General features: G+C 64.3%; 15 protein-coding genes. 8 read left to right on the forward strand and 7 right to left on the reverse strand.

Annotated features, from left to right (window positions below; all coding sequences use genetic code 11):
• Nucleotides 1-25: 25 nt before the first annotated feature.
• The 4 genes from QQ992_RS18690 to gnd form a co-directional block, all read right to left on the reverse strand.
• Complete coding sequence (locus tag QQ992_RS18690) at nucleotides 26-313, reverse strand: HigA family addiction module antitoxin (RefSeq protein WP_286110661.1); 288 nt, start codon at nucleotides 311-313, stop codon at nucleotides 26-28.
• A gap of 15 nt (nucleotides 314-328) precedes the next feature.
• The gene (locus tag QQ992_RS18695) at nucleotides 329-607 is read right to left on the reverse strand and encodes a type II toxin-antitoxin system RelE/ParE family toxin (RefSeq protein ID WP_286110662.1); all 279 of its coding nucleotides are present in this window, start codon (nucleotides 605-607) and stop codon (nucleotides 329-331) included.
• A 194-nt stretch (nucleotides 608-801) separates the two neighbouring features.
• Nucleotides 802-2,298 (reverse strand): glucose-6-phosphate dehydrogenase, encoded by a 1,497-nt coding sequence (gene zwf, locus QQ992_RS18700; RefSeq protein ID WP_286110663.1) that lies wholly within the window; start codon nucleotides 2,296-2,298, stop codon nucleotides 802-804.
• Complete coding sequence (gnd, locus tag QQ992_RS18705; protein WP_232888343.1) at nucleotides 2,295-3,302, reverse strand: phosphogluconate dehydrogenase (NAD(+)-dependent, decarboxylating); 1,008 nt, start codon at nucleotides 3,300-3,302, stop codon at nucleotides 2,295-2,297. Before gnd ends, zwf begins: the two co-directional genes overlap by 4 nt.
• Nucleotides 3,303-3,482: 180 nt before the next feature.
• Here gnd and QQ992_RS18710 point away from each other — a divergent pair, with 180 nt between their 5' ends.
• The 7 genes from QQ992_RS18710 to glgX all read left to right on the forward strand — a co-directional run bounded on the left by QQ992_RS18710 (nucleotide 3,483) and on the right by glgX (nucleotide 14,974).
• Nucleotides 3,483-3,650, forward strand: coding sequence for a DUF6026 family protein (locus QQ992_RS18710; protein WP_013973320.1), 168 nt, complete (start codon nucleotides 3,483-3,485; stop codon nucleotides 3,648-3,650).
• 564 nt (nucleotides 3,651-4,214) lie between these two features.
• Nucleotides 4,215-5,774 (forward strand): glycogen synthase GlgA, encoded by a 1,560-nt coding sequence (glgA, locus tag QQ992_RS18715; RefSeq protein WP_286110664.1) that lies wholly within the window; start codon nucleotides 4,215-4,217, stop codon nucleotides 5,772-5,774.
• 14 nt (nucleotides 5,775-5,788) lie between these two features.
• Entirely contained in the window at nucleotides 5,789-7,531 is a 1,743-nt protein-coding gene (gene treZ / locus QQ992_RS18720; protein ID WP_286110665.1) for a malto-oligosyltrehalose trehalohydrolase, read from the forward strand.
• A complete protein-coding gene (malQ, locus tag QQ992_RS18725; protein WP_286110666.1) occupies nucleotides 7,528-9,597 on the forward strand; it encodes a 4-alpha-glucanotransferase in 2,070 nt (689 codons plus the stop codon). The genes treZ and malQ overlap by 4 nt, the downstream gene beginning before the upstream one ends.
• Nucleotides 9,594-12,368, forward strand: a complete 2,775-nt coding sequence (locus QQ992_RS18730; RefSeq protein ID WP_286110667.1) for a malto-oligosyltrehalose synthase — start codon at nucleotides 9,594-9,596, stop codon at nucleotides 12,366-12,368. The genes malQ and QQ992_RS18730 overlap by 4 nt, the downstream gene beginning before the upstream one ends.
• Before the next feature lie 14 nt (nucleotides 12,369-12,382).
• On the forward strand, nucleotides 12,383-12,667 hold the full coding sequence (locus QQ992_RS18735) for a DUF2934 domain-containing protein (RefSeq protein WP_286110668.1): 285 nt from the start codon (nucleotides 12,383-12,385) through the stop codon (nucleotides 12,665-12,667).
• Between the two features lie 153 nt (nucleotides 12,668-12,820).
• The gene (glgX, locus tag QQ992_RS18740; protein WP_286110670.1) at nucleotides 12,821-14,974 is read left to right on the forward strand and encodes a glycogen debranching protein GlgX; all 2,154 of its coding nucleotides are present in this window, start codon (nucleotides 12,821-12,823) and stop codon (nucleotides 14,972-14,974) included.
• Nucleotides 14,975-15,012: 38 nt separating this feature from the next.
• Here glgX and QQ992_RS18745 read toward each other — a convergent pair whose 3' ends face one another.
• Nucleotides 15,013-15,138 carry a hypothetical protein gene (locus QQ992_RS18745; RefSeq protein WP_286110671.1) on the reverse strand — a complete coding sequence of 42 codons (126 nt, stop codon included), beginning with the start codon at nucleotides 15,136-15,138 and terminating at the stop codon, nucleotides 15,013-15,015.
• Nucleotides 15,139-15,327: 189 nt separating this feature from the next.
• On the opposite strand from QQ992_RS18745, the gene QQ992_RS18750 reads away from it, so the two are divergent.
• Nucleotides 15,328-16,404, forward strand: a complete 1,077-nt coding sequence (locus QQ992_RS18750; RefSeq protein WP_286110672.1) for an autotransporter domain-containing protein — start codon at nucleotides 15,328-15,330, stop codon at nucleotides 16,402-16,404.
• Nucleotides 16,405-16,502: 98 nt separating this feature from the next.
• Here QQ992_RS18750 and glgB read toward each other — a convergent pair whose 3' ends face one another.
• Both glgB and treS read right to left on the reverse strand, forming a co-directional pair.
• Nucleotides 16,503-18,713 carry a 1,4-alpha-glucan branching protein GlgB gene (glgB, locus tag QQ992_RS18755; RefSeq protein WP_286110673.1) on the reverse strand — a complete coding sequence of 737 codons (2,211 nt, stop codon included), beginning with the start codon at nucleotides 18,711-18,713 and terminating at the stop codon, nucleotides 16,503-16,505.
• Nucleotides 18,710-22,030 (reverse strand): maltose alpha-D-glucosyltransferase, encoded by a 3,321-nt coding sequence (gene treS, locus QQ992_RS18760; RefSeq protein ID WP_286110674.1) that lies wholly within the window; start codon nucleotides 22,028-22,030, stop codon nucleotides 18,710-18,712. Before treS ends, glgB begins: the two co-directional genes overlap by 4 nt.
• Nucleotides 22,031-22,097: the final 67 nt, after the last annotated feature.

Consider the following 22,097-nt stretch of genomic DNA (forward strand, 5'->3'; position numbering starts at 1 on the left):
TACTCCGGGGCTCAAGACTTCGATATCAGGCAGCTTGAAACAACCGGGTAATCACGGGCTGCTGGCGGTGGCGCGCCTGCCAGATATCGTAGTCGGCCTGGATAGCCAACCACAGGCGGGCAGTACTGATGCCCGCCATCTCCAGACGCACTGCCAAATCCGGAGACATCGCCGCGCGGCCATGCAACACCCGCGAGAGTGCTTCGCGGGAGAAACCAAGGTGAGCCGCAAAGGCTTTAACCGTGAGCCCCAATGCTGGCAGAACATCTTCGCGTAAGGTTTCGCCGGGATGGGGCGGATTGTGCAAAGGCATTATCAGCACTCCTTTCTAGTGATAATCGAGGTAGTCGACCAGTTCGACATCCGAACCTACGAAACGAAAAGTAAGCCTCCAGTTACCTGACACACTGACTGACCAGAAGTCCGATAGCTCCCCTTTGAGCGGATGCAACTGCCAGCCTGGGACGCTCAAATCCTGTGCAACCATGGCACGATCCAGAAACTGAAGCTGCCGTTTCAAGCGATTCGCGTGGAAGGCCTGGATCCCTCGGGTGTTGCCCGTCTCATAAAAGACTCGCAGTCCTTTGTGTCGAAAACTGATGATCATGGTTAGCTCGCCGCGTCCATTTGGGAGACGGACAGAGTGTGACCCCATGCATCACACGAAGCAAAATAACATATGTGACGCCATGCGTCACAGACTGATTGCAGGCAACCACGCACCTAGCCGCAACTCACCAGGTCACGCACCGGGCGCTGTGCCCGGTGCAGGTTCAGCGCGCTATCAATTTTCCTTTTATGTCACCCCAACCGGTGCCACTCGCGTTTATCCCGCGCCAGCAGTTCGTTGCCAGCCTCAGGCCCGTCTTCACCCGCCGGATACTCATGCACCTCGCCATCCTGCGCCCAGGCATCGAGAAATGGCTGCACCGCGCGCCAACCGTTCTCGATGTTGTCGGCGCGCTGAAACAGGGTCTGGTCACCGGTCAGGCAGTCGTAGATCAAGGTCTCGTAGCCGGTCGCCGGGGTCATCTTGAAGAAGTCCTTGTAGGCAAAGCCCAGCTCGACGTTCTCCATCACCAGCTCCGGCCCCGGCCGCTTGGCCTGCAGGTCGAACCACATGCCTTCGTTGGGCTGAATCTGGATTTTCAGGTAGTTGGGCTTGGGCCGCTCCAGCTCCGACTCGCGGAATTGCGCATAGGGCGCGGGCTTGAAGCAGATGGCGATTTCCGTATCGCGCACGCTCATGCGCTTGCCGGTACGCAGGTAGAACGGCACGCCGGCCCAGCGCCAGTTGTCGATCATGACCTTCAGTGCCACGAAGGTTTCGGTCTGGCTGTCGGCAGCGACGTTGGCCTCCTGGCGGTAGCCGGGCAACGGCTTGCGCCCCTGCTTGCCGGCGACGTACTGGCCGCGCACGGAGTTTTTCAGGGCCATTTTCGCCGACCACGGGCGGATGGCGCCGACCACCTTGGCCTTTTCACTGCGCACGGCGTCAGCACCGAACGCTGCGGGGGGCTCCATGGCTACCATCGCCAGCAACTGGAACAAGTGGTTGGGGACCATGTCGCGCAGGGCCCCGGTGCTGTCGTAGAACGCGCCACGGGTTTCGACGCCGACGGTTTCCGCAGCGGTGATCTGCACATGGTCGATGTAGTGGTTGTTCCAGAACGATTCGAACAAGCCGTTGGAAAAACGGCTGACCAGAATGTTCTGCACCGTTTCTTTGCCCAGGTAATGGTCGATGCGGTAGATCTGCCGCTCGCCCATCACCTTCAGCAGGCAGGCGTTGAGCGCCTCGGCGCTGGCCAGGTCGGTGCCGAACGGCTTCTCGACCACCACCCGGCGAAAGCCCCCGACTGACTCGTCGAGCAACCCGGCCTGCCCCAGGCGCTGGGCCACTTCGGGGAAAAAACGCGGCGAGGTTGCCAGGTAGAAGATCGCATTGCCGTGGCTGGTCTTTTCGATACGCTTGGCGATGGCCTGATAGGTCGCCGGATCGAGGAAATCGCCGGTCTGGTAATCCAGGCGCTTGGCCAGGCGTGCCCACAGTTTCTCGTCCAGGCATTTGGCCGTGCCCTTGTCCCGCTCGACCATGAACGCATGCAGGCGCCCGGCAAAATCCTCGGCGCTGGCCGGATTGTGGTCGACGCCGACAATGCGCAGGTTGCGGTCCAGCAAGCCGTCGCGGCTAAGGTTGTAAAGCGCCGGCATCAGCAGGCGCTTGACCAGGTCGCCATTGGCGCCGAACAGAAACAGGGTGCAAGGTGGTGCAGCAGGAATGGTCTGTTTGGTCATTCGGCTTTTTTCTCGACATGGCCACCAAAGCCCAGGCGCATGGCCGAGAGGATCTTGTCACCGTAAGTGCCCTGCTGCTGACGCGAGCGGAAGCGGGCGAACAGCGCGCTGGACAGCACCGGCACCGGCACGGCCTGTTCCACGGCGGCGTCGATGGTCCAACGGCCCTCGCCACTGTCGGACACCGAGCCGCTGAACTGCGACAGCTGCGGGTCGGCCACCAAGGCATCGGCGGTGAGGTCGAGCAACCACGAAGTGACCACGCTGCCGCGCCGCCACACTTCAGCGATCTCGGCCACGTTCAGGTCGAAGCGCTGGTCTTCGGGCAGTTCGTTGCCGCCCTTGCTGCGCAGCAGGTCGAAGCCTTCGGCATAGGCCTGCATCAGGCCGTATTCGATGCCGTTGTGCACCATTTTCACATAGTGCCCGGCGCCGGGTGGGCCGGCGTGGATATAGCCGTGCTCGGCACGCTGGTGCTCACCGCTGCGGCCATGAGTACGCGGGATGTCGCCCACGCCCGGCGCCAACGCCTTGAACAAAGGCTCCAGGCGCTCGAACACGTCCTTTTCGCCACCGATCATCATGCAGTAGCCACGGTCCAGGCCCCACACACCGCCGGAGGTGCCCACGTCCAGGTAATGCAGGCCGCGCTTGGCCAGTTCAGCAGCGCGGCGCATGTCGTCCTTGTAGAAGGTGTTGCCGCCGTCGATGATCGCATCGCCCGGCTCCAGCAGTTCGGCCAGTTGGGCGATGGTCTGCTCGGTCGGCTCACCGGCCGGCAGCATGACCCACACTGCGCGCGGTGCCTTGAGCTTTTGTACCAACGCACCGAGGTCGTGCGCGCCTTGAGCACCCTCGCCTTCAAGCCCGGTGATGGCCTCACGGTTGCGGTCGTGTACCACAGTGCGGTGGCCGGCGCGCATCAGGCGCCTTGCGATATTGCCGCCCATGCGGCCCAGCCCGACGATTCCCAGTTGCATGAGCCGATGCTCCCCTTTCGAAATGGTTGACGACACAGTCCAGCTTTTCAGATTAGTCCAGCGTACCGCATGAGGGTTCAGCGACGAACGGCGAGACCACGATAAACAAAAAAGTTCCCAAGCCCTGCGAAAGAATTCAGAATGCGCCCCGCGTGAAGCGTCTACGCTTTGACTTGTCACCAGCCAAAACCGCGAGGTGTGCTCATGGGTACCTTGATGCCTGCAACCCCAACCCAGACCCTCTATGTCTCCGTGCGCCGTGATGAGCTGCGTAAACTGAAAGACGAACGTGACCAGCTGCGCCAACAGGTCGCCCAACTGAACCTGCTGCTGGCGCAAGCGCGTACCGACGGCAAGGCCGTCAGCCTCTGATCTTTCCTTTCTCTCAGTGGGGGCTATAGGGCTCCCACCTTGCTGATTCTGCTTTTTCAGGTCAGGCCCCTTCGCGGGTCACCCGCAAAGACCCAAACACCTTTCCGGCGCACCGCTATGGTGCAAACCCCCTCTCCAGCCACAATTTGGCGCACTCGCCAGAGACCTTCGGCAAACCTTTTCACATCTGGTCACATACGCCAACGTTTGCGTCTATTTCGCACCTAACAATAGTGACCAGTGGGTCACCTTTTTATCACTTTCTCTCCTACACTCGGTTTTCGGCCCGCCATTTGCTCAAGGGAAGAGTGACGTAAAAAAGTCGAACTTTAAGGAAAGCCGGCAGGTCAGGAATTAAGTAGGTCAAACGCATGGGACACTCCCATCCACGGCCCACCCACCCCAACCAGTCCAATCGCCTGCGGCCGGAATGCCGACAGCGCTGTGCCTGCGCGCACGACTCAGGGGCATGGAACGCACTACACAGATTCGAACCAGAGAGAACCAACACGATATATCGCCACGGGTGCCAGCACCCGGCCAAGCATAGGGACGGAGAGAAGTATGATCAGTGCCGCTGTCGAGCCTCACGTAGATTCATTCAACCCGGACAACCGCGAGCCGCTCACCCCGGACTTCGCCAAGACAGGCACGGCACCCGGCGCCCAGCGCCAGCACAACCCCAACAAGCGCAAGATCCTGTTCGTAACCTCGGAAATCGCCGACTTGGTGAAAACCGGTGGCCTGGGTGACGTATCTGCCGCCCTGCCCCGCGCCTTGGCGCACCTGCACGATGTGCGGGTGCTGATCCCCGGCTACCGCCAGGTGATGGAAAGCGACAACCCCATCCATATTGTCGGTGAACTGGGCGGCCACGCGGCATTGCCGCCGTGCAAGATCGGGCGCATGGACATGGCCGATGGCTTGGTGATCTATGTGCTGATCTGCCCCGAACTGTATCAGCGCGACGGCACGCCCTATGGTGCCAACAATGGCCGCGACTGGCCCGACAACCACATCCGCTTCGCCCGCCTGGGCCTGGCCGCCGCCGAAATTGCGGCTGGCGAAGGCAAGATCCACTGGACACCCGAAGTGGTGCACGCCCATGACTGGCCCGCCGGCCTGGCCCCGGCCTACATGCACTGGCGCGGGCTAAGCACGCCTACCCTGTTCACCATTCACAACCTGGCCTACCAGGGTGTGTACAGCCGGGGTTGCAGCCCTGAGCTGGCAATCCCCGAACACGCCATGCAGCAGGAAGGCATGGAGTTCTACGGCAAGCTGTCGTTCCTCAAGGCGGGCCTGGCCTACTCCAGCCACATCACCACGGTCAGCGCCACCTATGCCCGGGAAATCACCACCCCGGAATTTGGCTGCGGCCTGGACGGCTTCCTGGCCAGCAAGGCCCAGCAAGGCCTGCTCGGTGGTATTCCCAACGGTATCGACGAAAGCTGGGACTCGGCCACCGACAAGCACCTGCAACACAACTTCAGCATCAACGACTGGGAAGGCAAGGCACGCAACACCCAGGAAGTGCGTGCATTGTTCGACCTCGAACCTTCCGAGGGTCCGCTGTTTGCCGTGGTTTCGCGCTTGGTCTACCAGAAAGGCCTGGACCTGACCCTGGGTGTGGCCGACTACATCGTCGAGCAAGGCGGGCAGATTGCGATCATCGGCCGTGGCGAGCCGGAAGAAGAACAGGCCATGCGTGAACTGGCGCTGCGCCACCCGGGCCGCATCGGCGTGCGCATCGGCTTCAACGAAACCGACGCACGGCGCATGTTCGCCGGCAGCGACTTCTTGCTGATGCCGTCGCGCTACGAGCCCTGCGGCCTCAGCCAGATGTACGCGCAGCGCTTCGGCTCGCTACCGGTGGCGCGCAATACGGGCGGCCTGGCCGACACCATCGAGTGCGGCGTGACCGGCTTCCTGTTCAACGAGTCCACCGTCGAGAGCTACCGCCAGGCACTCAGCCGCGCCTTCTATGTGTACGGCAAGAAGGACCTGCTGAACGCCATGCGCTGCCTGTCGATGACTCAGCCGTTCAACTGGTGCCAAGCGGTGGAACCCTATGCCCGCCTCTATGAGGACCTGGTCAAGCAGGCACAGCTGAGCCATTACTGAGCGGGGGCCAGAAGATGCACAGGCATGGCGCACACTTGCTGGACGCCACGTCGGCGCGCTTCGCCCTCTGGGCACCCGATGCGCGCAGCGTGAGCGTGGAACTGGAACAGCAGCCGGCCATCGCGCTGCTGCCGGATGAAGATGGCTGGTACACCGGCGTGGCCCCGTGTCAGGCCGGTGACCGTTACCACTACCGCATCGACGGCGACTTGCAGGTGGCCGACCCGGCCTCGCGCTACCAGCCTGAAGGCGTACAGGGGCCGAGCCAGGTGGTGGATGTGGCCGGTTACGCCTGGCAACACCCGTGGCAAGGTCGCCCCTGGCACGAGGCCGTGATCCAGGAGCTGCATGTGGGCCTGCTCGAGGGTTACACCGGGGTTGCCCGACAGTTGCCGCGCTTGGCCGAGCTGGGCATCAGTGCCATTGAGTTGATGCCGCTGGGGCAGTTCCCCGGCGAGCGCAACTGGGGCTACGACGGCGTGCTGCCGTACGCGCCACAAAACACCTACGGCAGCCCCGAGCAGCTGTGCGCACTGGTTGACCAGGCCCACGGCCTGGGGCTGATGGTGCTGGTGGACGTGGTGTATAACCACTTCGGCCCCGACGGCAATTACCTGCACCAGTACGCCAGCCCATTCTTCCGCGAAGACCGGCAGACGCCCTGGGGCGCCGCCATCGACTTCCGCCGCCCGCAGGTGCGCGAGTACTTTATCCAGAACGCCCTGATGTGGCTGTGCGACTACCGCTGCGACGGCCTGCGTCTGGACGCCGTCCACGCCATCGACCAGCCCGACTTCCTGATCGAGCTGGCGCAACGCGTGCGCGCCGCCGTAGAACCTGGCCGCCAGGTGTGGCTGGTGCTGGAGAACGAGCACAACCAGGCCGGCCTGCTGGAGCAGGGCTTCGACGCCCAGTGGAACGACGACGGCCATAATGCCCTGCATGTGCTGCTGACCGGCGAAACCGAAGGCTACTACGCCGACTACCAGCAACGCCCCATCGAGCAACTGGCGCGCTGCCTGGCCGAAGGCTTCGTGTTCCAGGGCCAGGCCAACCGCCACGGCACGCCACGCGGCGAACCCAGCGGTCACCTGGCGCCCAGCGCCTTTGTGTTGTTCCTGCAGAACCACGACCAGGTCGGCAACCGCGCCCTGGGCGAACGCCTGACCCGCCTGTGCCCGCCGCCGGCCTTGCGGGCGGCCACTGGCCTGCTGCTGTTGGCACCGATGATCCCGCTGCTGTTCATGGGTGATGACGATGGCAGCTGCCGGCCGTTCCTGTTTTTCACCGACTTTCATGACCAGCTGGCAGATGCCGTGCGCGAAGGCCGGCGCGGCGAATTCGCCCACTTCAACGCCTTCGCCGACCCCGAGCAACGCGCGCGCATTCCCGACCCCAACGCCGAACAGACCTTCGAAGCGTCACGCCCGCAAAACAAGGAAGTGATCGCCGGCTGGCACGGTCTGTACCAGCAACTGCTCGACCTGCGCCGCCGTCATGTCATCCCGCACCTGCCCGGTAGCCGTTCACTGGGCACCGAGGTGCATGGCGAAAAGGCGCTGACCGCACGCTGGCGCCTGGGCGATGGCAACACCCTGCGTATCGACCTGAACCTGGGCGACACACCGCAGTCCATCGAATTACCCGCCGCGTCCACGCGGCTGTTCGACAGCAGCGACACCCGACACCCCGATAACCAACTGGCCGCCTACAGCTGTGTGGTCAGCCTGCTTCCCCCTGATCTGGAGCGTCCATGAGCGAAACCGCCCTGCACCGCCTGGCAAACCGCGTCGGGCTGAGCCGCGACTGGATCGACGCCAACGCCCGGCCCCAGCGCGTCAGTGATGAGGTGCTGCGCAGTATTCTGGAAGGCCTGGGCCACCCCGCCGCCGATGACACCGCCATTACCGCCAGCCTACGCGCTGTGGAGGCCGCAGAAGACAGCGAGCACCTGCCCCCCCTGCTGACCGCCGACCTTGGCCAGCCACTGGCGCTGGCACGCTACTTCAGTGCTGCCAGCGTCGCGCACTGCACCCTGGAAGACCACACCTCACGCACCCTCAGCCTCGACGATCAGGCGCGCCTGCCCGGCGAGCTACCCATCGGCTACCACCACGTGGAAATCGACAGCCGCCGCTTCACCGTGGCCGTGGCACCGCCGCGTTGTCACAGCCTGGAAGACAAGGTGCCGCAACCCCCGCCGCGCTGCTGGGGCCTGGCCGTGCAGCTGTACAGCCTGCGCCGCCCCGGCGACGGCGGCTACGGCGATTGCCTGGCCCTGGAACAACTGGCCCGTTCCGCTGCCGAACGCGGCGCCGATGCCTTGGCCATCAGCCCGATCCACGCGCTGTCGGCCATCGACCAGGAGCACTACAGCCCCTACTCGCCCTCCAGCCGCCTGCTGCTCAACACCCTGTACGCCAGCCCCGCTGCGCTGCTGGGTGAACGGGAGGTGCGCATGGCCATCGAAGCCTGCGGCCTGGAGCAGCAACTGGAAGACCTGGAACAACGCTCACTGGTCGATTGGCCACGCGCCGCCAGCGCCCGACTGCGCCTGCTCGAAGCGCTGTACCAGGGCTTTAGCCAGGGCAACCATCCACTGCGCACGGATTTCGACAGCTTCCGCGAAGCCGGCGGCCAGGCACTTGAGCACCACTGCCGCTTCGAGGTACTGCAAGCACAGGCGGTAGAGCATGGCCTGGGTGCCGATTGGCGCAACTGGCCCAAGGCCTGGCACGACCCGTACCACCCTGAGGTGGAAGCCTTCGCCAACGCCTACCCGGCCAAGGTCGAGTTCCATGCCTTTTGCCAATGGCTGACCGAACGGGGCCTGCAGCGTGCGCAGGAAGCCGCCCGCAGCAACGGCATGAGCGTTGGCCTGATCGCCGACCTGGCCGTGGGTGCCGACGGTGCCGGCAGCCAAGCCTGGAGCCGCCAGGACGAACTGCTGGCGGGCCTCAAGGTGGGTGCGCCGCCCGACATCCTCAACCGCGCCGGGCAGGACTGGGGCATCTGCGCGTTCTCGCCCGAAGGCCTCAAGCGCAATGGCTACCGCGCCTTCATCGAAATGCTGCGGGCCAACCTCGCCCACGCGGGTGGGCTGCGCATCGACCACGTGATGGGCCTGCGCCGGCTGTGGCTGATCCCACAGGGCGCCAAGCCCAGTGAAGGTGCCTACCTCAATTACCCACTGGACGACCTGCTGCGCCTGCTGGCGCTGGAGTCGGTGCGCCACCAGGCAATCATCCTCGGCGAAGACCTGGGCACCGTGCCCGATGGCCTGCGCGAAACCCTGGCAGAGAAAGCCGTGCTGGGCATGCGCGTGCTGCCCTTCGAGCAAACCCAGCCCGGCCAGTTCAAGCCGATTCTCGACTGGCCGGACAACGCCCTGGCCACCACCGGCACCCACGACCTGGCGCCCCTGGCCGGCTGGCTGGAAAACCGCGACATCGACTGGAGCCACCGCTTGCAGCTGATCGATGCCGCCACCGAATTGCACTGGCGCCACGACCGCCAGAAAGAGCACGAAGGCCTGCGCCGCACCCTGGAAGCCAACTACGGTGCGTTGAAAGACAACGACGCGCTGATCGATGCCGCCATCCGCTACGTCGGCCATACCCGCGCGCCGCTGGTGCTGGTGCCACTCGAAGACCTGCTGGGCTGCGACGAGCAACCCAACCTGCCGGGCACCACCGCCGGGCACCCCAACTGGCGCCGGCGCTTCGCCTTGCCAATCCGCGACCTGCTTGATGACGAAGATGCCGCACGGCGCCTGGAGCTGCTGGCCCAGGCCCGCGAACAGGCCTGGGAGCGTGACCGATGAAGCCGCTGACCGCGACCCTGCGCCTGCAATTTCACAGCGACTTCACCCTTGACCATGCCGTGCCGCTGGTGCCGTACTTCGCCCAGCTGGGCATCAGCCACCTGTATGCATCGCCCATCCTCAAAGCCCGTGCTGACTCGCGCCATGGCTACGACGTGGTCGACCCGACCTGCGTCAACCCCGAGCTGGGCGGCGAGGCCGCGCTGGAGCGGCTGGTCGCCGCCCTGCGCCAGCACGGCATGGGGCTGATCCTCGACACGGTGTCCAACCACATGGCCGTGGGCGGCGCCGACAATCCTTGGTGGCAGAGCGTGCTGGCCTGGGGCCGGCGCAGCCCGTATGCAGAATTCTTCGACATCCAGTGGCATTCCAGTGACCCGCTGCTGGCCGGGCAACTGCTGCTGCCGTTCCTGGGCAGCGACTATGGCGTGGCATTGAAGCATGGCGAGATACCGCTGGCATTCGACAAGCATCACGGCTTGCTGCAAGTGGCGCATTACGAGCACCGCTTCCCGATCTGCCCGGTTGACTATGGCTGGATCCTGGCGCTCAGCCCGGAGCCGGCCCTGACAGCCTTGGCCGAGCACTTCACCGCCTTGAACGACTCGGCCACGCCGCTTGCCGATGCCCTCCCGCTGCAAGCCGAGCTGGCCCGCCTGGCCCGCGAGGGCGCCGACCTCGAGTCGGCCCTGCTGGCGTTCGACAGCCGCAGCGAGGCCGGCTTCAAGCGCCTGCACCTGCTGCTGGAGCGCCAGACCTACCGCCTGGCCAGCTGGCGCACCGCCGCCGACGACATCAACTGGCGGCGCTTTTTCGACATCAACGAACTGGGCGGCCTGCGGGTGGAACGCGCGGCAGTGTTCGAGGCCACCCACGCCAAGCTGTTCGAACTGATCGAACGCGGCCTGGTGGACGGCCTGCGCATCGACCATATCGACGGCCTTGCCGACCCGCGCGGTTACTGCCGCAAGCTGCGCCGGCGCGTCGATGGCCTGTTGCCACGCCGGCCTTTGCAGGCTGCCCTGGAGCACTTCCCGATCTACGTGGAGAAGATCCTCGGCGCCAACGAGCACCTGCACCGAGACTGGCTCACCGACGGCACCACCGGCTACGAGTTCATGAACCAGGTCTCGCTGCTGCAACACGACCCGACCGGCGAAACGCCGCTGACGGAACTGTGGGCCAACGTCACCGAGCGCCCGGACTTCCCTGAAGAAGTGCGTCAGGCGCGCCACCTGGTGCTCAACGCCAGCCTGGCCGGGGACTGCGAATCGGTAGCCCAGGCCTTGTTGCAGGTCGCGCGCAACGACCTGATGACCCGCGACCTGACCCTGGGCGCCATTCGCCGGGCCTTGCAGGCACTGGTGGCGCATTACCCGGTGTACCGCACCTACTTCAACGCCTGCGGGCGCCCGGCTGAAGACGAAGGGTTTTTCCAGCAAGCGTTGGCCAATGCCCGGCAAGACCTGGGCGAAGCCGACTGGCCGCTGCTGGAGCACCTTGAGCAATGGCTGGGCGGGCAAGGCTGGCGGCACCTGCCACCGGGCCGCGCCCGCAAACAGTTGCGCCATGCCTGCGTGCGCTTCCAGCAGCTGACCGCGCCCAGTGCCGCCAAGGCTGTGGAAGACACCGCCTTCTACCGCAGTGCCCGGCTGCTGTCGCGCAACGACGTAGGCTTCGAGGCCGAACGTTTCAGCGCCCCGCCCATGCATTTCCATAACGAAGCCCAACGGCGCCTGCGCGACTTCCCCGACAACCTGCTGGCCACCGCCACGCACGACCACAAGCGCGGCGAAGACACCCGCGCACGCCTGGCCGTACTGAGCGAGCGCGGCCCGTGGCTGGCCAGCCGGGTGGAGCATTGGCGCGAACTGGCCGAGCCCCTGCGTACGCAGCTGGACGATGGCCTGGCGCCCAGCCCCGGCGACGAGCTGATGCTGTTGCAAACCCTGCTGGGCAGTTGGCCGCTGGCCCTCGACCTGCAGGACGGCAACGCCCTGCGCCAGTACGCCGAACGCATCCGCCAGTGGCAGCAGAAGGCCCTGCGCGAAGCCAAGTTGCGCAGCAGCTGGAGCGCCCCGAACGACGCCTACGAAAACGCCTGTGCCCGTTACATCGACAGCCTGCTGCTGGACAACGAGAACCAGCAGCTGCGCAAATCCGTGGCCGATGCCGCGCAGTTGCTGGCCTGCCCCGGGGCCCTCAATGGCCTGGTGCAGGCGTTGCTACGCATGACCACGCCCGGCGTGCCCGACCTGTACCAGGGCAACGAGTATTGGGACTTCAGCCTGGTCGACCCGGACAACCGCCGTGCGGTGGACTACGCTTGCAGGCGTGCCACCCTGGACGATGCCACGCCCGCCACCGAGCTGCTGGCACACTGGCGCGACGGCCGCATCAAGCAGGCCTTGATCGCCCGGCTGCTGGACTGCCGCCAAGCCCATGCCGACCTGTTCCGCCGCGGCGCTTACCTGCCGCTGACGGTGCAAGGCCGGCATGCCGACCATGTGATCGCCTTTGCCCGCCTGGGTGAAGGCGAACGCGCCATCGTCGTCGCCCCGCGCCTGGCCAGTGGCCTGCTGGGCGGCGCCGCAACCCCGTTGATCCCGGCACAGAACTGGGACGACACCCGGCTGGTACTGCCGTTTGCCTTGTCGCCTGCCAACTCGACGGGACTTTTCCCTTGTGCGGCGGTCAGCCCTTCAAGGGAGCTGATGTTGAGCGCCGTGCTGGCGGAGTTTCCGGTCAACCTGTTGATACAACAATCTTGAGCATCAGGAGCGTCATGATGAGTGTCGATGAAAAACGTATTCGCGAATTTGCCTACCAGATCTGGGAGTCCGAAGGTAAGCCCGCCGGCCAGGAAGACCGCCACTGGGACATGGGCCGCAAGCTGGCCGAGGCAGAGGCATTAGCGCCCAAGGCGGCGCCGCGCAAAAAGGCGCCGGCCAAGGCCAAGGTAGCGGCTGAGCCCAAAGCGCCTGCCGACCCCAAGGTAGCTGCCCTGCCGGGCGTCAAACCCGCTGCGGCGAAAAAGCCTCGGGCAGTGAAAAAGCCATCTGCTGGTTAAGCCTGGCCCGGCCTCTTCGCGGGTAAACCCGCTCCCACAGGTACTGCACTGCTTCCAGCACCTGCGATGAACCTGTGGGAGCGGGTTTACCCGCGAAAGGGCCGGTGCAGGACTGCACAACTTCCCCTCCACCAAGGCCCCCTGAGGATTGCCATGAGCCCCCGCACCCCAAAGAAAACCCGCTCAGTCGCCCCATCGCGCATCCGCGAAGGCCTGCCCTTCCCCCTTGGCGCCACCTGGGATGGCCTTGGGGTCAACTTCGCCCTGTTCTCGGCCAACGCCACCAAGGTCGAGCTGTGCCTGTTCGACTCCAGCGGCGAACAGGAAATCGAGCGCATCGAACTGCCCGAGTACACCGACGAGATCTACCACGGCTACTTGCCCGACGCTCACCCCGGGCTTGTGTATGGCTACCGGGTATACGGCCCCTACGAGCCAGAGAACGGCCACCGCTTCAACCCCAACAAACTGCTGATCGACCCCTACGCCAAGCAGCTGGTCGGCAGCCTGAAATGGTCCGAGGCGCTGTTCGGCTACACCATCGGCCACCCCGACGGCGACCTGTCGTTCGACAAACGCGACAGCGCACCCTTCGTGCCCAAATGCAAGGTGATCGACCCCGCGTTCACCTGGGGCCGCGACCAGCGCGTGCTTATCCCCTGGGAACGCACCATCATCTACGAAGCGCACACCCGCGGCATCAGCATGCGCCACCCGGCCGTACCGGAAGCGCTGCGCGGCACCTTCGCCGGCCTGGCCAATGACGAACTGCTCAAGCACATCAAGGAGCTGGGCGTTTCCAGCATCGAGCTGCTGCCGATCCACGCCTTCGTCAATGATCAGCACCTGCTGGACAAAGGCCTGAACAACTACTGGGGCTACAACAGCATCGCCTTCTTCGCCCCCCACCCGCGCTACCTGGCCAGCGGCAAGATCGCCGAGTTCAAGGAAATGGTCGCGCACCTGCACGACGCCGGGCTGGAGGTGATTCTGGATGTGGTCTACAACCACACCGCCGAAGGCAACGAGCGTGGCCCCACCCTGTCGATGCGCGGCATCGACAACGCCTCGTACTACCGCCTGATGCCGGACGACAAGCGCTACTACATCAACGATTCCGGCACCGGCAACACCCTGGACCTGAGCCACCCCTGCGTGCTGCAACTGGTCACCGACTCGCTGCGCTACTGGGCCGGCGAAATGCATGTGGATGGCTTCCGCTTCGACCTGGCAACCATCCTGGGCCGTTACCGCGAAGGCTACAGCGAGCGCCATGGTTTCCTCGTTGCCTGCCGACAGGACCCGATGCTGAGCCAGGTCAAGCTGATTGCCGAACCCTGGGACTGCGGCCCCGGAGGCTATCAGGTAGGCAACTTTGCCCCGGGCTGGGCCGAATGGAACGACCGCTTCCGCGACACCGTGCGGGCGTTCTGGAAAGGCGACGAAGGCCAGCTGGCCGATTTTGCCTCGCGCATGACCGCCTCGGGCGACCTGTTCAACAACCGTGGCCGTCGCCCGTATGCCTCGGTCAACTTCGTCACCGCCCACGATGGTTTCACCCTGCGCGACCTGGTGTCGTACAACCACAAACACAACGAAGACAACGACGAGAACAACCAGGACGGCACCGACAACAACCTGTCGTGGAACTGCGGCGTGGAAGGGCCGACCGACGACCCGGGCATCAATGCCTTGCGCATGCGCCAGATGCGCAACTACTTCGCCACCTTGCTGCTGGCCCAGGGCACGCCGATGATCGTTGCCGGCGACGAGTTCAGCCGTACCCAGCACGGCAACAACAATGCCTACTGCCAGGACAGCGAGATCGGCTGGGTGAACTGGGACCTGGACCAGGACGGCGAGGAGCTGCTGGCCTTTGTCAAACGCCTCACCCGCCTGCGCCTGGCCTACCCGGTGCTGCGCCGCTCGCGCTTCCTGGTAGGCGACTACAATGAGGCCATCGGGGTCAAGGACGTGACTTGGCTGGCGCCCGATGGCAGCGAAATGAGCGTGGAGCAATGGGAAGACCCGCACGGGCGTTGCCTGGGCATGCTGATCGACGGCCGTGCGCAGGTCAGCGGTATTGCCCGGCCGGGTGCCGAGGCCACCGTATTGCTGATCGTCAATGCCCACCATGACATCGTGCCGTTCAAGTTGCCGGCAGTGCCCGAGGGCGAATACTGGAGCTGCCTGGTCGATACCGACCGGCCGGAGCTGCGCAAGGGGCAGCACTTGCAGTTCGACAGCACGTTCGAGGTCAAAGGGCGGTCGATGCTGCTGATGGTATTGCAGCACGAGGAAGACTGAATCACCTGCCAGTGGCGATGCGGGTGAGGCGCTAGCAATCATTCTTCATAGCCGGGGCGCGGTAAATAGCGAACCCGGCTATGCCCTGCCTGTTTGCTCAAGAAATCAAGAAGTTGAAGCAAACCACGAAGCGTGAACAGATTCTTCACGCTTTCTTGACGCAAGCGGCGTCGTCTCCTTAGCTGAACATTATCTAGCAGTAAAGATCTCGCGCCGGGCCTCTAGCTCGCGCCTTTGTGCGCGCTTGCGAAGGCTGGCGTGCTGGTTTGGGTCGCCCTCTGTTTTTGCCGTACAGCTCGTGACAACAGGCCAGGTCCTCGGGCTGTAACTCACAAAAACAAAGGAGATCCGCCATGAAATGCACCTCGAACCCCTTGCGCTTCGACAGCATTTTCTACGCGGTTTCCACGTCGCTGCTTCTGGCAACCCCGGTGGAAACGTTCGCGTACGAGCTGCAAGGTGACCCCACCTCGCCCGGCTTCTTGCAGCAGCCTGCGCTGCCGCAGCTGTCGCTCGACCCGGTCAGCGCCAGTGGCCTGAGCATTGGCACGCTGAATGCCTTTTCACAGAAGATGAGCGAGCGCCACGGGCAGGCGGCACCGGACCTGGTTGCCAGCCAGTGGGCGCAGTTTTTCCCGACCACTTCGCGCAACGGCGCGCAACCCCCGGAGCAGCTGGAGGCGCCCAGCCAGCAACTGATGATCGGCCCGAACCTGTTCGTGCGTGAAACGGCTGCGGGTAATGTGCACCGCGCAGGGATTTTCGTGGGGCACAACAACCTGCAAAGCAGCTTCAACGGCATGCGCCCACTGTTGGGCGACAAGCAGCGCAATGCGGTGAACCTGAGCGGGGAAAGCCTGGGCGTTTACTGGAGCATGACCCATGAACAGGGCTGGCACCTGGACGCCGTGGCCATGGGCTCGCGCATCGATGTGCTGGGGCGTGGCGAGAACGGCCAGCGCGTGGACGACAGCGGCCACGCGATGACTTTTTCGGTGGAAGGTGGTTACCCGATTCGCCTGGGTGGCAACTGGGTGATCGAACCTCAGGCACAGTTGATCAACCAACAGTTCTTCCCCGGTAACCAGGTGCAGGAAGAAACCCTGCAGGCCTTCGACAGCCAGCCGAGCTGGAGTGGCCGGGTAGGTGCGAAATTGTCCGGGCGCTACGAAGTGCGCGGCATGCCGATTGAACCCTATGTGCGGACCAACGTGTGGTATGACTTCAGCAATGCCGACGAGGTGAAGCTGGACCAGGTCGACAAGATCTCCAGCTCGCGCTACTCGACCACGGTGGAATTGGGCTTGGGGTTGGTGGCACGGGTGACACCTTCGGTGGCCTTGTTTGTGAGTGCAGATTACAGCAGTGATGTGGATGACAATGATTTGAATGGGCTGATTGGTAGCCTCGGGGTGCGGATGCGGTGGTAGGCAGGCCCGGCCTCATCGCGAGCAAGCTCGCTCCTACAGGGGTGTGCGATACCTGTAGGAGCGAGCTTGCTCGCGATGAGGCCGGGACTGCCAGCCAACTAGATGGGCTTGAGCACCAATACCCCAAGCGGTGGCAAGTTGAGGGCTAGCGACAGCGGCTGCCCATGACTTGCCACTGCCTCACTGGCCACCGCCCCCAGATTGCCCACATTGGACCCGGCATACAGCTCGGCATCGCTGTTCAACAACTCCTGCCAACGCTCGCCGAACGGCACGCCAATCCGATACCCCTCACGCGGCACCGGGGTGAAGTTGGCTACCACCAGCACCGGCTCGCCACTGCTGCTCCAGCGCAGCCAGGCGTACACGCTGTTCTGCGCATCATCACCGATTAGCCACTGGAAGCCCTGCGGCTGGCAGTCCTGCTCATGCAGTGCGGGCACCTCGCGGTACAGCCGGTTGAGATCGCTTACCAGCCGCTGCACACCTTGGTGCTCGGGGTACTGCAACAGGTACCAGTCCAGTTCGCTGTCATGGTTCCACTCACGCCACTGGCCGAACTCGCAGCCCATGAACAGCAGCTTCTTGCCCGGGTGCGCCCACATGAAGGTGAGGTAGGCACGCAGGTTGGCGAACTTCTGCCAGCGGTCGCCGGGCATCTTGTCGATCAGCGAATGCTTGCCATGCACCACTTCGTCATGGGAGATGGGCAGGATGAAGTGCTCGGAGTAGGCATAGATCAGCCCGAAGCTCATCTCGTTGTGGTGGTAGGTGCGGTGCACCGGGTCGTTCTGGATGTAATGCAGGGTGTCGTGCATCCAGCCCATGTTCCACTTGTAGGCAAAGCCCAGCCCGCCTTGCTGGGTCGGTTGGCTTACACCAGGCCAGGCGGTGGATTCCTCGGCGATGATGAGCGCGCCCGGGGCCTCGTGGGCGGCCACGCCGTTGAGGTGGCGGATGAAATCAATGGCTTCCAGGTTTTCACGCCCGCCGTGGCGGTTGGGCACCCACTCGCCGGCCTTGCGCGAGTAGTCGCGGTACAGCATGGAAGCCACCGCATCGACCCGCAGGCCGTCGATGTGGAAGTGCTTCAACCAGTGCAGGGCCGAGGCCATCATGAAGCCACGCACTTCGTTGCGGCCCAGGTTGTAGATCAGGGTATTCCAGTCCTGGTGGTAGCCTTCCAGGGGGTTGTCGTATTCGTACAGGGCGGTGCCGTCGAAGCGCGCCAGGCCGTGTTCATCGGTGGGGAAATGCGCGGGCACCCAGTCCAGCAGCACGCCAATGCCGCCCAAGTGGCAGGCATCGACGAAGGCGGCGAAGTCCTCGGCACTGCCGTAGCGAGAAGTAGGCGCGAACATCGACAACGGCTGATAGCCCCAGGAGCCGCCGAACGGGTGCTCCATGATCGGCAGCAGTTCGATGTGGGTGAAGCCCAGTTGCTGCACGTAAGGCACCAGGCGCTCGGCCAGTTCGCGCCAGTTGTAATAGCGCCCGACTTCGCCCGCTTCATCCAGCTCGCAGCGCCACGACCCGGGGTGCAGCTCGTAGATCGACAGCGGCGCGTTGTAGGCATGGCGCTGCGCGCGCTGTGCCATCCAGTCGTGGTCCTGCCAGTCGTGGCTGAGTGCATGGGCGACCTTGGACGCGGTGCTCGGCGGCAATTCGGTGGCGCGGGCCAGCGGGTCGGCCTTCAGCGGCAGAATCCCCTCCTTGCCCAGCACCTCGAACTTGTAGGTTTCGCCCACACCCAGGCGCGGCACGAACAGCTCCCACACCCCGGCGCTGTGGCGCAGGCGCATGGGGTGACGGCGGCCGTCCCAATTGTTGAAATCACCGACGACCGAGACCCTGCGGGCATTGGGCGCCCACACCGAGAAGCACACGCCGTCGATACCCTCGACCTGGATCGGCTGGGCACCGAAACGCCCGGACAAGTCGCGGTGGTTGCCCTCGGCGAACAGGTACAGGTCCATGTCGCCCAGCTGTGGGCCAAAGCTGTAGGGGTCTTCCGTCACCTGCTCGCCGCCGGCCCAGCCGATGTGCAACAGGTAGGGCTGTGCCTCATCAAGGTGCGCACTGAACAACCCGGGCAGGCTACCCTGCTCCATTTCGGCGAGGATGCGCCCGTCATGCCGCGCCAGGATGCGCACATTCAGGGCATTGGGCAGAAAGGCGCGAACCACCTGCCCGCCCGCGCCGTCGCCATGGGGGCCGAGTACCGCAAATGGATCGGCGTGTTCGGCGCGGGCCAGGGCGTCGAGGTCCCGTTGCCGAAGGCCACCGTTTTCACGCGTTGTAACGTTCATTCTGACTCTCCCCAGGTACTGATCAGTCCATGCAGGCCATGCAAAGGTACGGCCAGCCAGCTTGGACGGTTCTCGGCTTCGTATGTAATTTCGTAGGCGGCTTTTTCCAGGCAGAACAGTTCCAGTGCGGCGCGTTCGCCCTCGACCTGTTGCCAGGCATGGGGCATGGCGGCGGTGGCCAGGCCATAGGCTTCGACGAAGGCGTGGCGCGACTGATGCAGGTACTGCCGGGCAACCCGCTGACGCGCCTGGCGCGCCGGGCCGGAAAGGTCGACCGCAGACGCGCTGCGCAAGATCATGGCAGCAGCATAGTCGAAGGATCGCAGCACGCCGCTCACATCCTTGTACGGGCTGTGTTTTGCCCGCCGGGCCTCCAGCGGCCGGGCCGGTTCGCCTTCGAAATCGATCAGGTAGGCATCGCCCTGAACCACCAGCACCTGGCCCAGATGCAGGTCGCCGTGCACGCGCATCAGCAGGCCACCCTGGGCCTGCCCAGCCAGCTGGCTGATGTGGTGGGCCAGGCCGTCGCGTTGTTGCTGCAGGTCGTCGACCAAGGTCTGGCTGTCACTGTCCAGGTTATCGCGGTGCTGGGCCAGCAAGTCGAGGGCACGGGTCAGTTCGGCACTGATCTGCGCGGCCCAGTGCTGGCTGTCGCTGGCATCACTGGGGCGCGGGCGGAACGCCTCATCGTCGGTGGGTGCGGCCAGCAGCAGGTGCATTTCACCCAGGCGCTGGCCAAGCAAGGCCGCGAAGCCGCTGAGTTCGGCCAACGCGTCGGTGTGCGACTCGGCATCAGTGGCGGTGGGCTCCATCTGGTCGCGTATCGCCCGCTCCAGGGTGTTCTGGGTCCAGGCCCAGGCATCGCCCTGATTGTTCAGGTAGCCCTGGGCAATCATCAGCAAATGGGGCGCATGTCGTTCGTCCACCCGGCTGACCCAGGCCAGCAACGGCGAGATATTGGCAAAGCCGGCAGCGGTGAGGTAGGCACTCATTTCCAGTTCGGGATGGATACCCGGGTTGACCCGGCGGATCAGCTTGAACACCACCCGGTCGCCGATCACCACCGAGCTGTTGGACTGTTCGGCGCTGAGGTAGCGCACTGCACTTTCGTCGTTCAACGCCAGGCCTGCCAACGGCGCCGTGCTTTCGAAACGCAGTTCACCCTCGCCGTTGCCACACGGCAGGCGCATGCCCTCCTGGCAGGCACGCAGCACGGCGCGGATGAATGGTTCGAGGACGAAGGCATCGGTGATCAGGCCGACCTGATGGGCGCGGCGCACCCGCGACAGGGCCAGTTGCTGCGGCAGCGCGGTGTTGATGTCCTCTTCGCGCAACAGGCCGAACGGCAGCTGATACCGATTGGCCGTGCCGTCGCTGAGCACTTCGATTTCGCTGAGCAGAACCGGCGTGGTGGCGGTGCCGAAGCGTACGCCATAGCACAGCCTGACGGCGTCGATTGGCCCTTCCTTGCCGGCGAACCAGCGCCGTTTTGGCAAGTATTGGGGCAGGATGCTGTTTTGCAGGGTGTCGCTTGACGGTGCTTCCAGCAGTTCTTCCAGGCGTTTGCGCAGCACTAACGTGGTCAATTCGGGTAACCCCTCGGTGGCCTGTACGTGCCAACTGGGCATGCGGTCGTGGGGAGCCAGCAGGAACCAGTAGAAGGCATAGGGTGGCAAGGTGAGCAGGAACGGTAACTGACCAATCGGCGGGAAGGCGCTGCCGCCGAGCATCTCCACCGGTACTTTGTCGGCGTAGTGTGACAATTCCAGTTCGGCGGCCTGGGCGGCACGGGAAACGTTGGCCACGCACAGGATCACCTCGGTATTGCCGTCGCCATCGGTGTGCTCGCGGATATAGGCGAGGATGCGCCGGTTGCTGGGCGTGAGCGTACGCAAGCTGCCGCGACCAAAGGCCTTCTGCTGTTTGCGCACCGCCAGCATGCGCCGGGTCCAGTTCAGCAGCGAATGCGGGTCGTGGCTCTGGGCTTCGACGTTGACGGTCTGGTAGCCGTACAGCGGGTCCATGATTGGCGGCAGTACCAGGCGCTGTGGATCGGCGCGGGAGAAGCCGCCGTTGCGGTCCGGCGACCATTGCATGGGCGTGCGTACGCCGTCGCGGTCGCCCAGGTAGATGTTGTCGCCCATGCCCAGTTCGTCGCCGTAGTACAGGGTTGGCGTGCCGGGCATCGACAGCAGCAGGCTGGTAAGCAGCTCGATACGCCGACGGTCACGCTGCAGCAGTGGCGCCAGGCGCCGGCGGATGCCTAAGTTGATGCGGGCACGGCGGTCTTCGGCGTAGTAGTTCCACAGGTAGTCGCGCTCGCGGTCGGTGACCATTTCCAGGGTCAGCTCATCGTGGTTGCGCAGGAAGATCGCCCATTGGCAATTGGCCGGAATTTCCGGGGTCTGGCGTAGGATGTCGGTGATCGGGAAGCGGTCCTCCATGGCCAGGGCCATGTACATGCGCGGCATCAGCGGGAAGTGAAACGCCATGTGGCACTCGTCGCCCTCGCCTTCGCCGAAGTACGGGCGGGTGTCTTCGGGCCACTGGTTGGCCTCGGCCAACAGCATGCGGTCGGGATAGTTGGCGTCGATTTCGGCGCGGATGGCCTTGAGCACCGAATGGGTCTCGGGCAGGTTTTCGTTGTTGGTGCCGTCGCGTTCGATCAGGTAGGGGATGGCATCCAGGCGCAGGCCATCGACGCCCAGGTCGAGCCAGAAGCGCATCACATCGATCACCGCCTTGAGCACCTGCGGGTTGTCGAAGTTGAGGTCGGGCTGGTGCGAATAGAAGCGGTGCCAGAAGTACTGGCCGGCGACCGGGTCCCAGGTCCAGTTGGACTTTTCGGTGTCGAGAAAGATGATGCGCGTGCCGTCGTACTTCTGGTCATCGTCCGACCACACATAGAAATCGCGCGCCTTGCTGCCGCGCTTGGCATGGCGGGCACGCTGGAACCACGGGTGCTGGTCGCTGGTGTGGTTGATGACCAGTTCGGTGATCACCCGCAGGCCACGCTTGTGGGCCTCGGTGATGAACCGGCGGGCGTCTGCCAGGCTGCCGTAATCAGGGTGCACGGCCTTGTATTCGGCGATGTCGTAGCCGTCGTCGCGCCGTGGCGAGGGGTAGAACGGCAGCAGCCACAGGGTGTTGACGCCCAGCTCGGCGATGTAGTCGAGCTTGCTGATCAGGCCGGCGAAGTCGCCGATGCCGTCGTTGTTCGAATCGAAGAACGACTTGATGTGCAGCTGGTAGATGACGGCGTCCTTGTACCACAGCGGGTCGTCGATGAAGGCTGCCGGGCGGGAACGCTTGGCCATGGGGGACTCCTTTCAAAGCTGTCTTGAGCTTGCGCGATCCTCTGTAGGAGCGGGTTTACCCGCGAAG

The sequence above is a fragment of the Pseudomonas kurunegalensis genome (assembly GCF_030291635.1).
GTDB classification, from domain to species: domain Bacteria; phylum Pseudomonadota; class Gammaproteobacteria; order Pseudomonadales; family Pseudomonadaceae; genus Aquipseudomonas; species Aquipseudomonas monteilii.

Bases quoted from the DNA above. Each gene is read 5' to 3' on its own strand.
- QQ992_RS18730 (WP_286110667.1), top strand. From the start codon at position 9,594: ATGAAGCCGCTGACCGCGACCCTGCGCCTGCAATTTCACAGCGACTTC.
- QQ992_RS18750 (WP_286110672.1), top strand. From the start codon at position 15,328: ATGAAATGCACCTCGAACCCCTTGCGCTTCGACAGCATTTTCTACGCG.
- QQ992_RS18735 (WP_286110668.1), top strand. From the start codon at position 12,383: ATGATGAGTGTCGATGAAAAACGTATTCGCGAATTTGCCTACCAGATC.
- glgX (WP_286110670.1), top strand. From the start codon at position 12,821: ATGAGCCCCCGCACCCCAAAGAAAACCCGCTCAGTCGCCCCATCGCGC.
- treZ (WP_286110665.1), top strand. From the start codon at position 5,789: ATGCACAGGCATGGCGCACACTTGCTGGACGCCACGTCGGCGCGCTTC.
- QQ992_RS18695 (WP_286110662.1), bottom strand. From the start codon at position 607: ATGATCATCAGTTTTCGACACAAAGGACTGCGAGTCTTTTATGAGACG.
- malQ (WP_286110666.1), top strand. From the start codon at position 7,528: ATGAGCGAAACCGCCCTGCACCGCCTGGCAAACCGCGTCGGGCTGAGC.
- glgB (WP_286110673.1), bottom strand. From the start codon at position 18,713: ATGAACGTTACAACGCGTGAAAACGGTGGCCTTCGGCAACGGGACCTC.
- zwf (WP_286110663.1), bottom strand. From the start codon at position 2,298: ATGACCAAACAGACCATTCCTGCTGCACCACCTTGCACCCTGTTTCTG.
- QQ992_RS18710 (WP_013973320.1), top strand. From the start codon at position 3,483: ATGGGTACCTTGATGCCTGCAACCCCAACCCAGACCCTCTATGTCTCC.
- QQ992_RS18690 (WP_286110661.1), bottom strand. From the start codon at position 313: ATGCCTTTGCACAATCCGCCCCATCCCGGCGAAACCTTACGCGAAGAT.
- treS (WP_286110674.1), bottom strand. From the start codon at position 22,030: ATGGCCAAGCGTTCCCGCCCGGCAGCCTTCATCGACGACCCGCTGTGG.
- glgA (WP_286110664.1), top strand. From the start codon at position 4,215: ATGATCAGTGCCGCTGTCGAGCCTCACGTAGATTCATTCAACCCGGAC.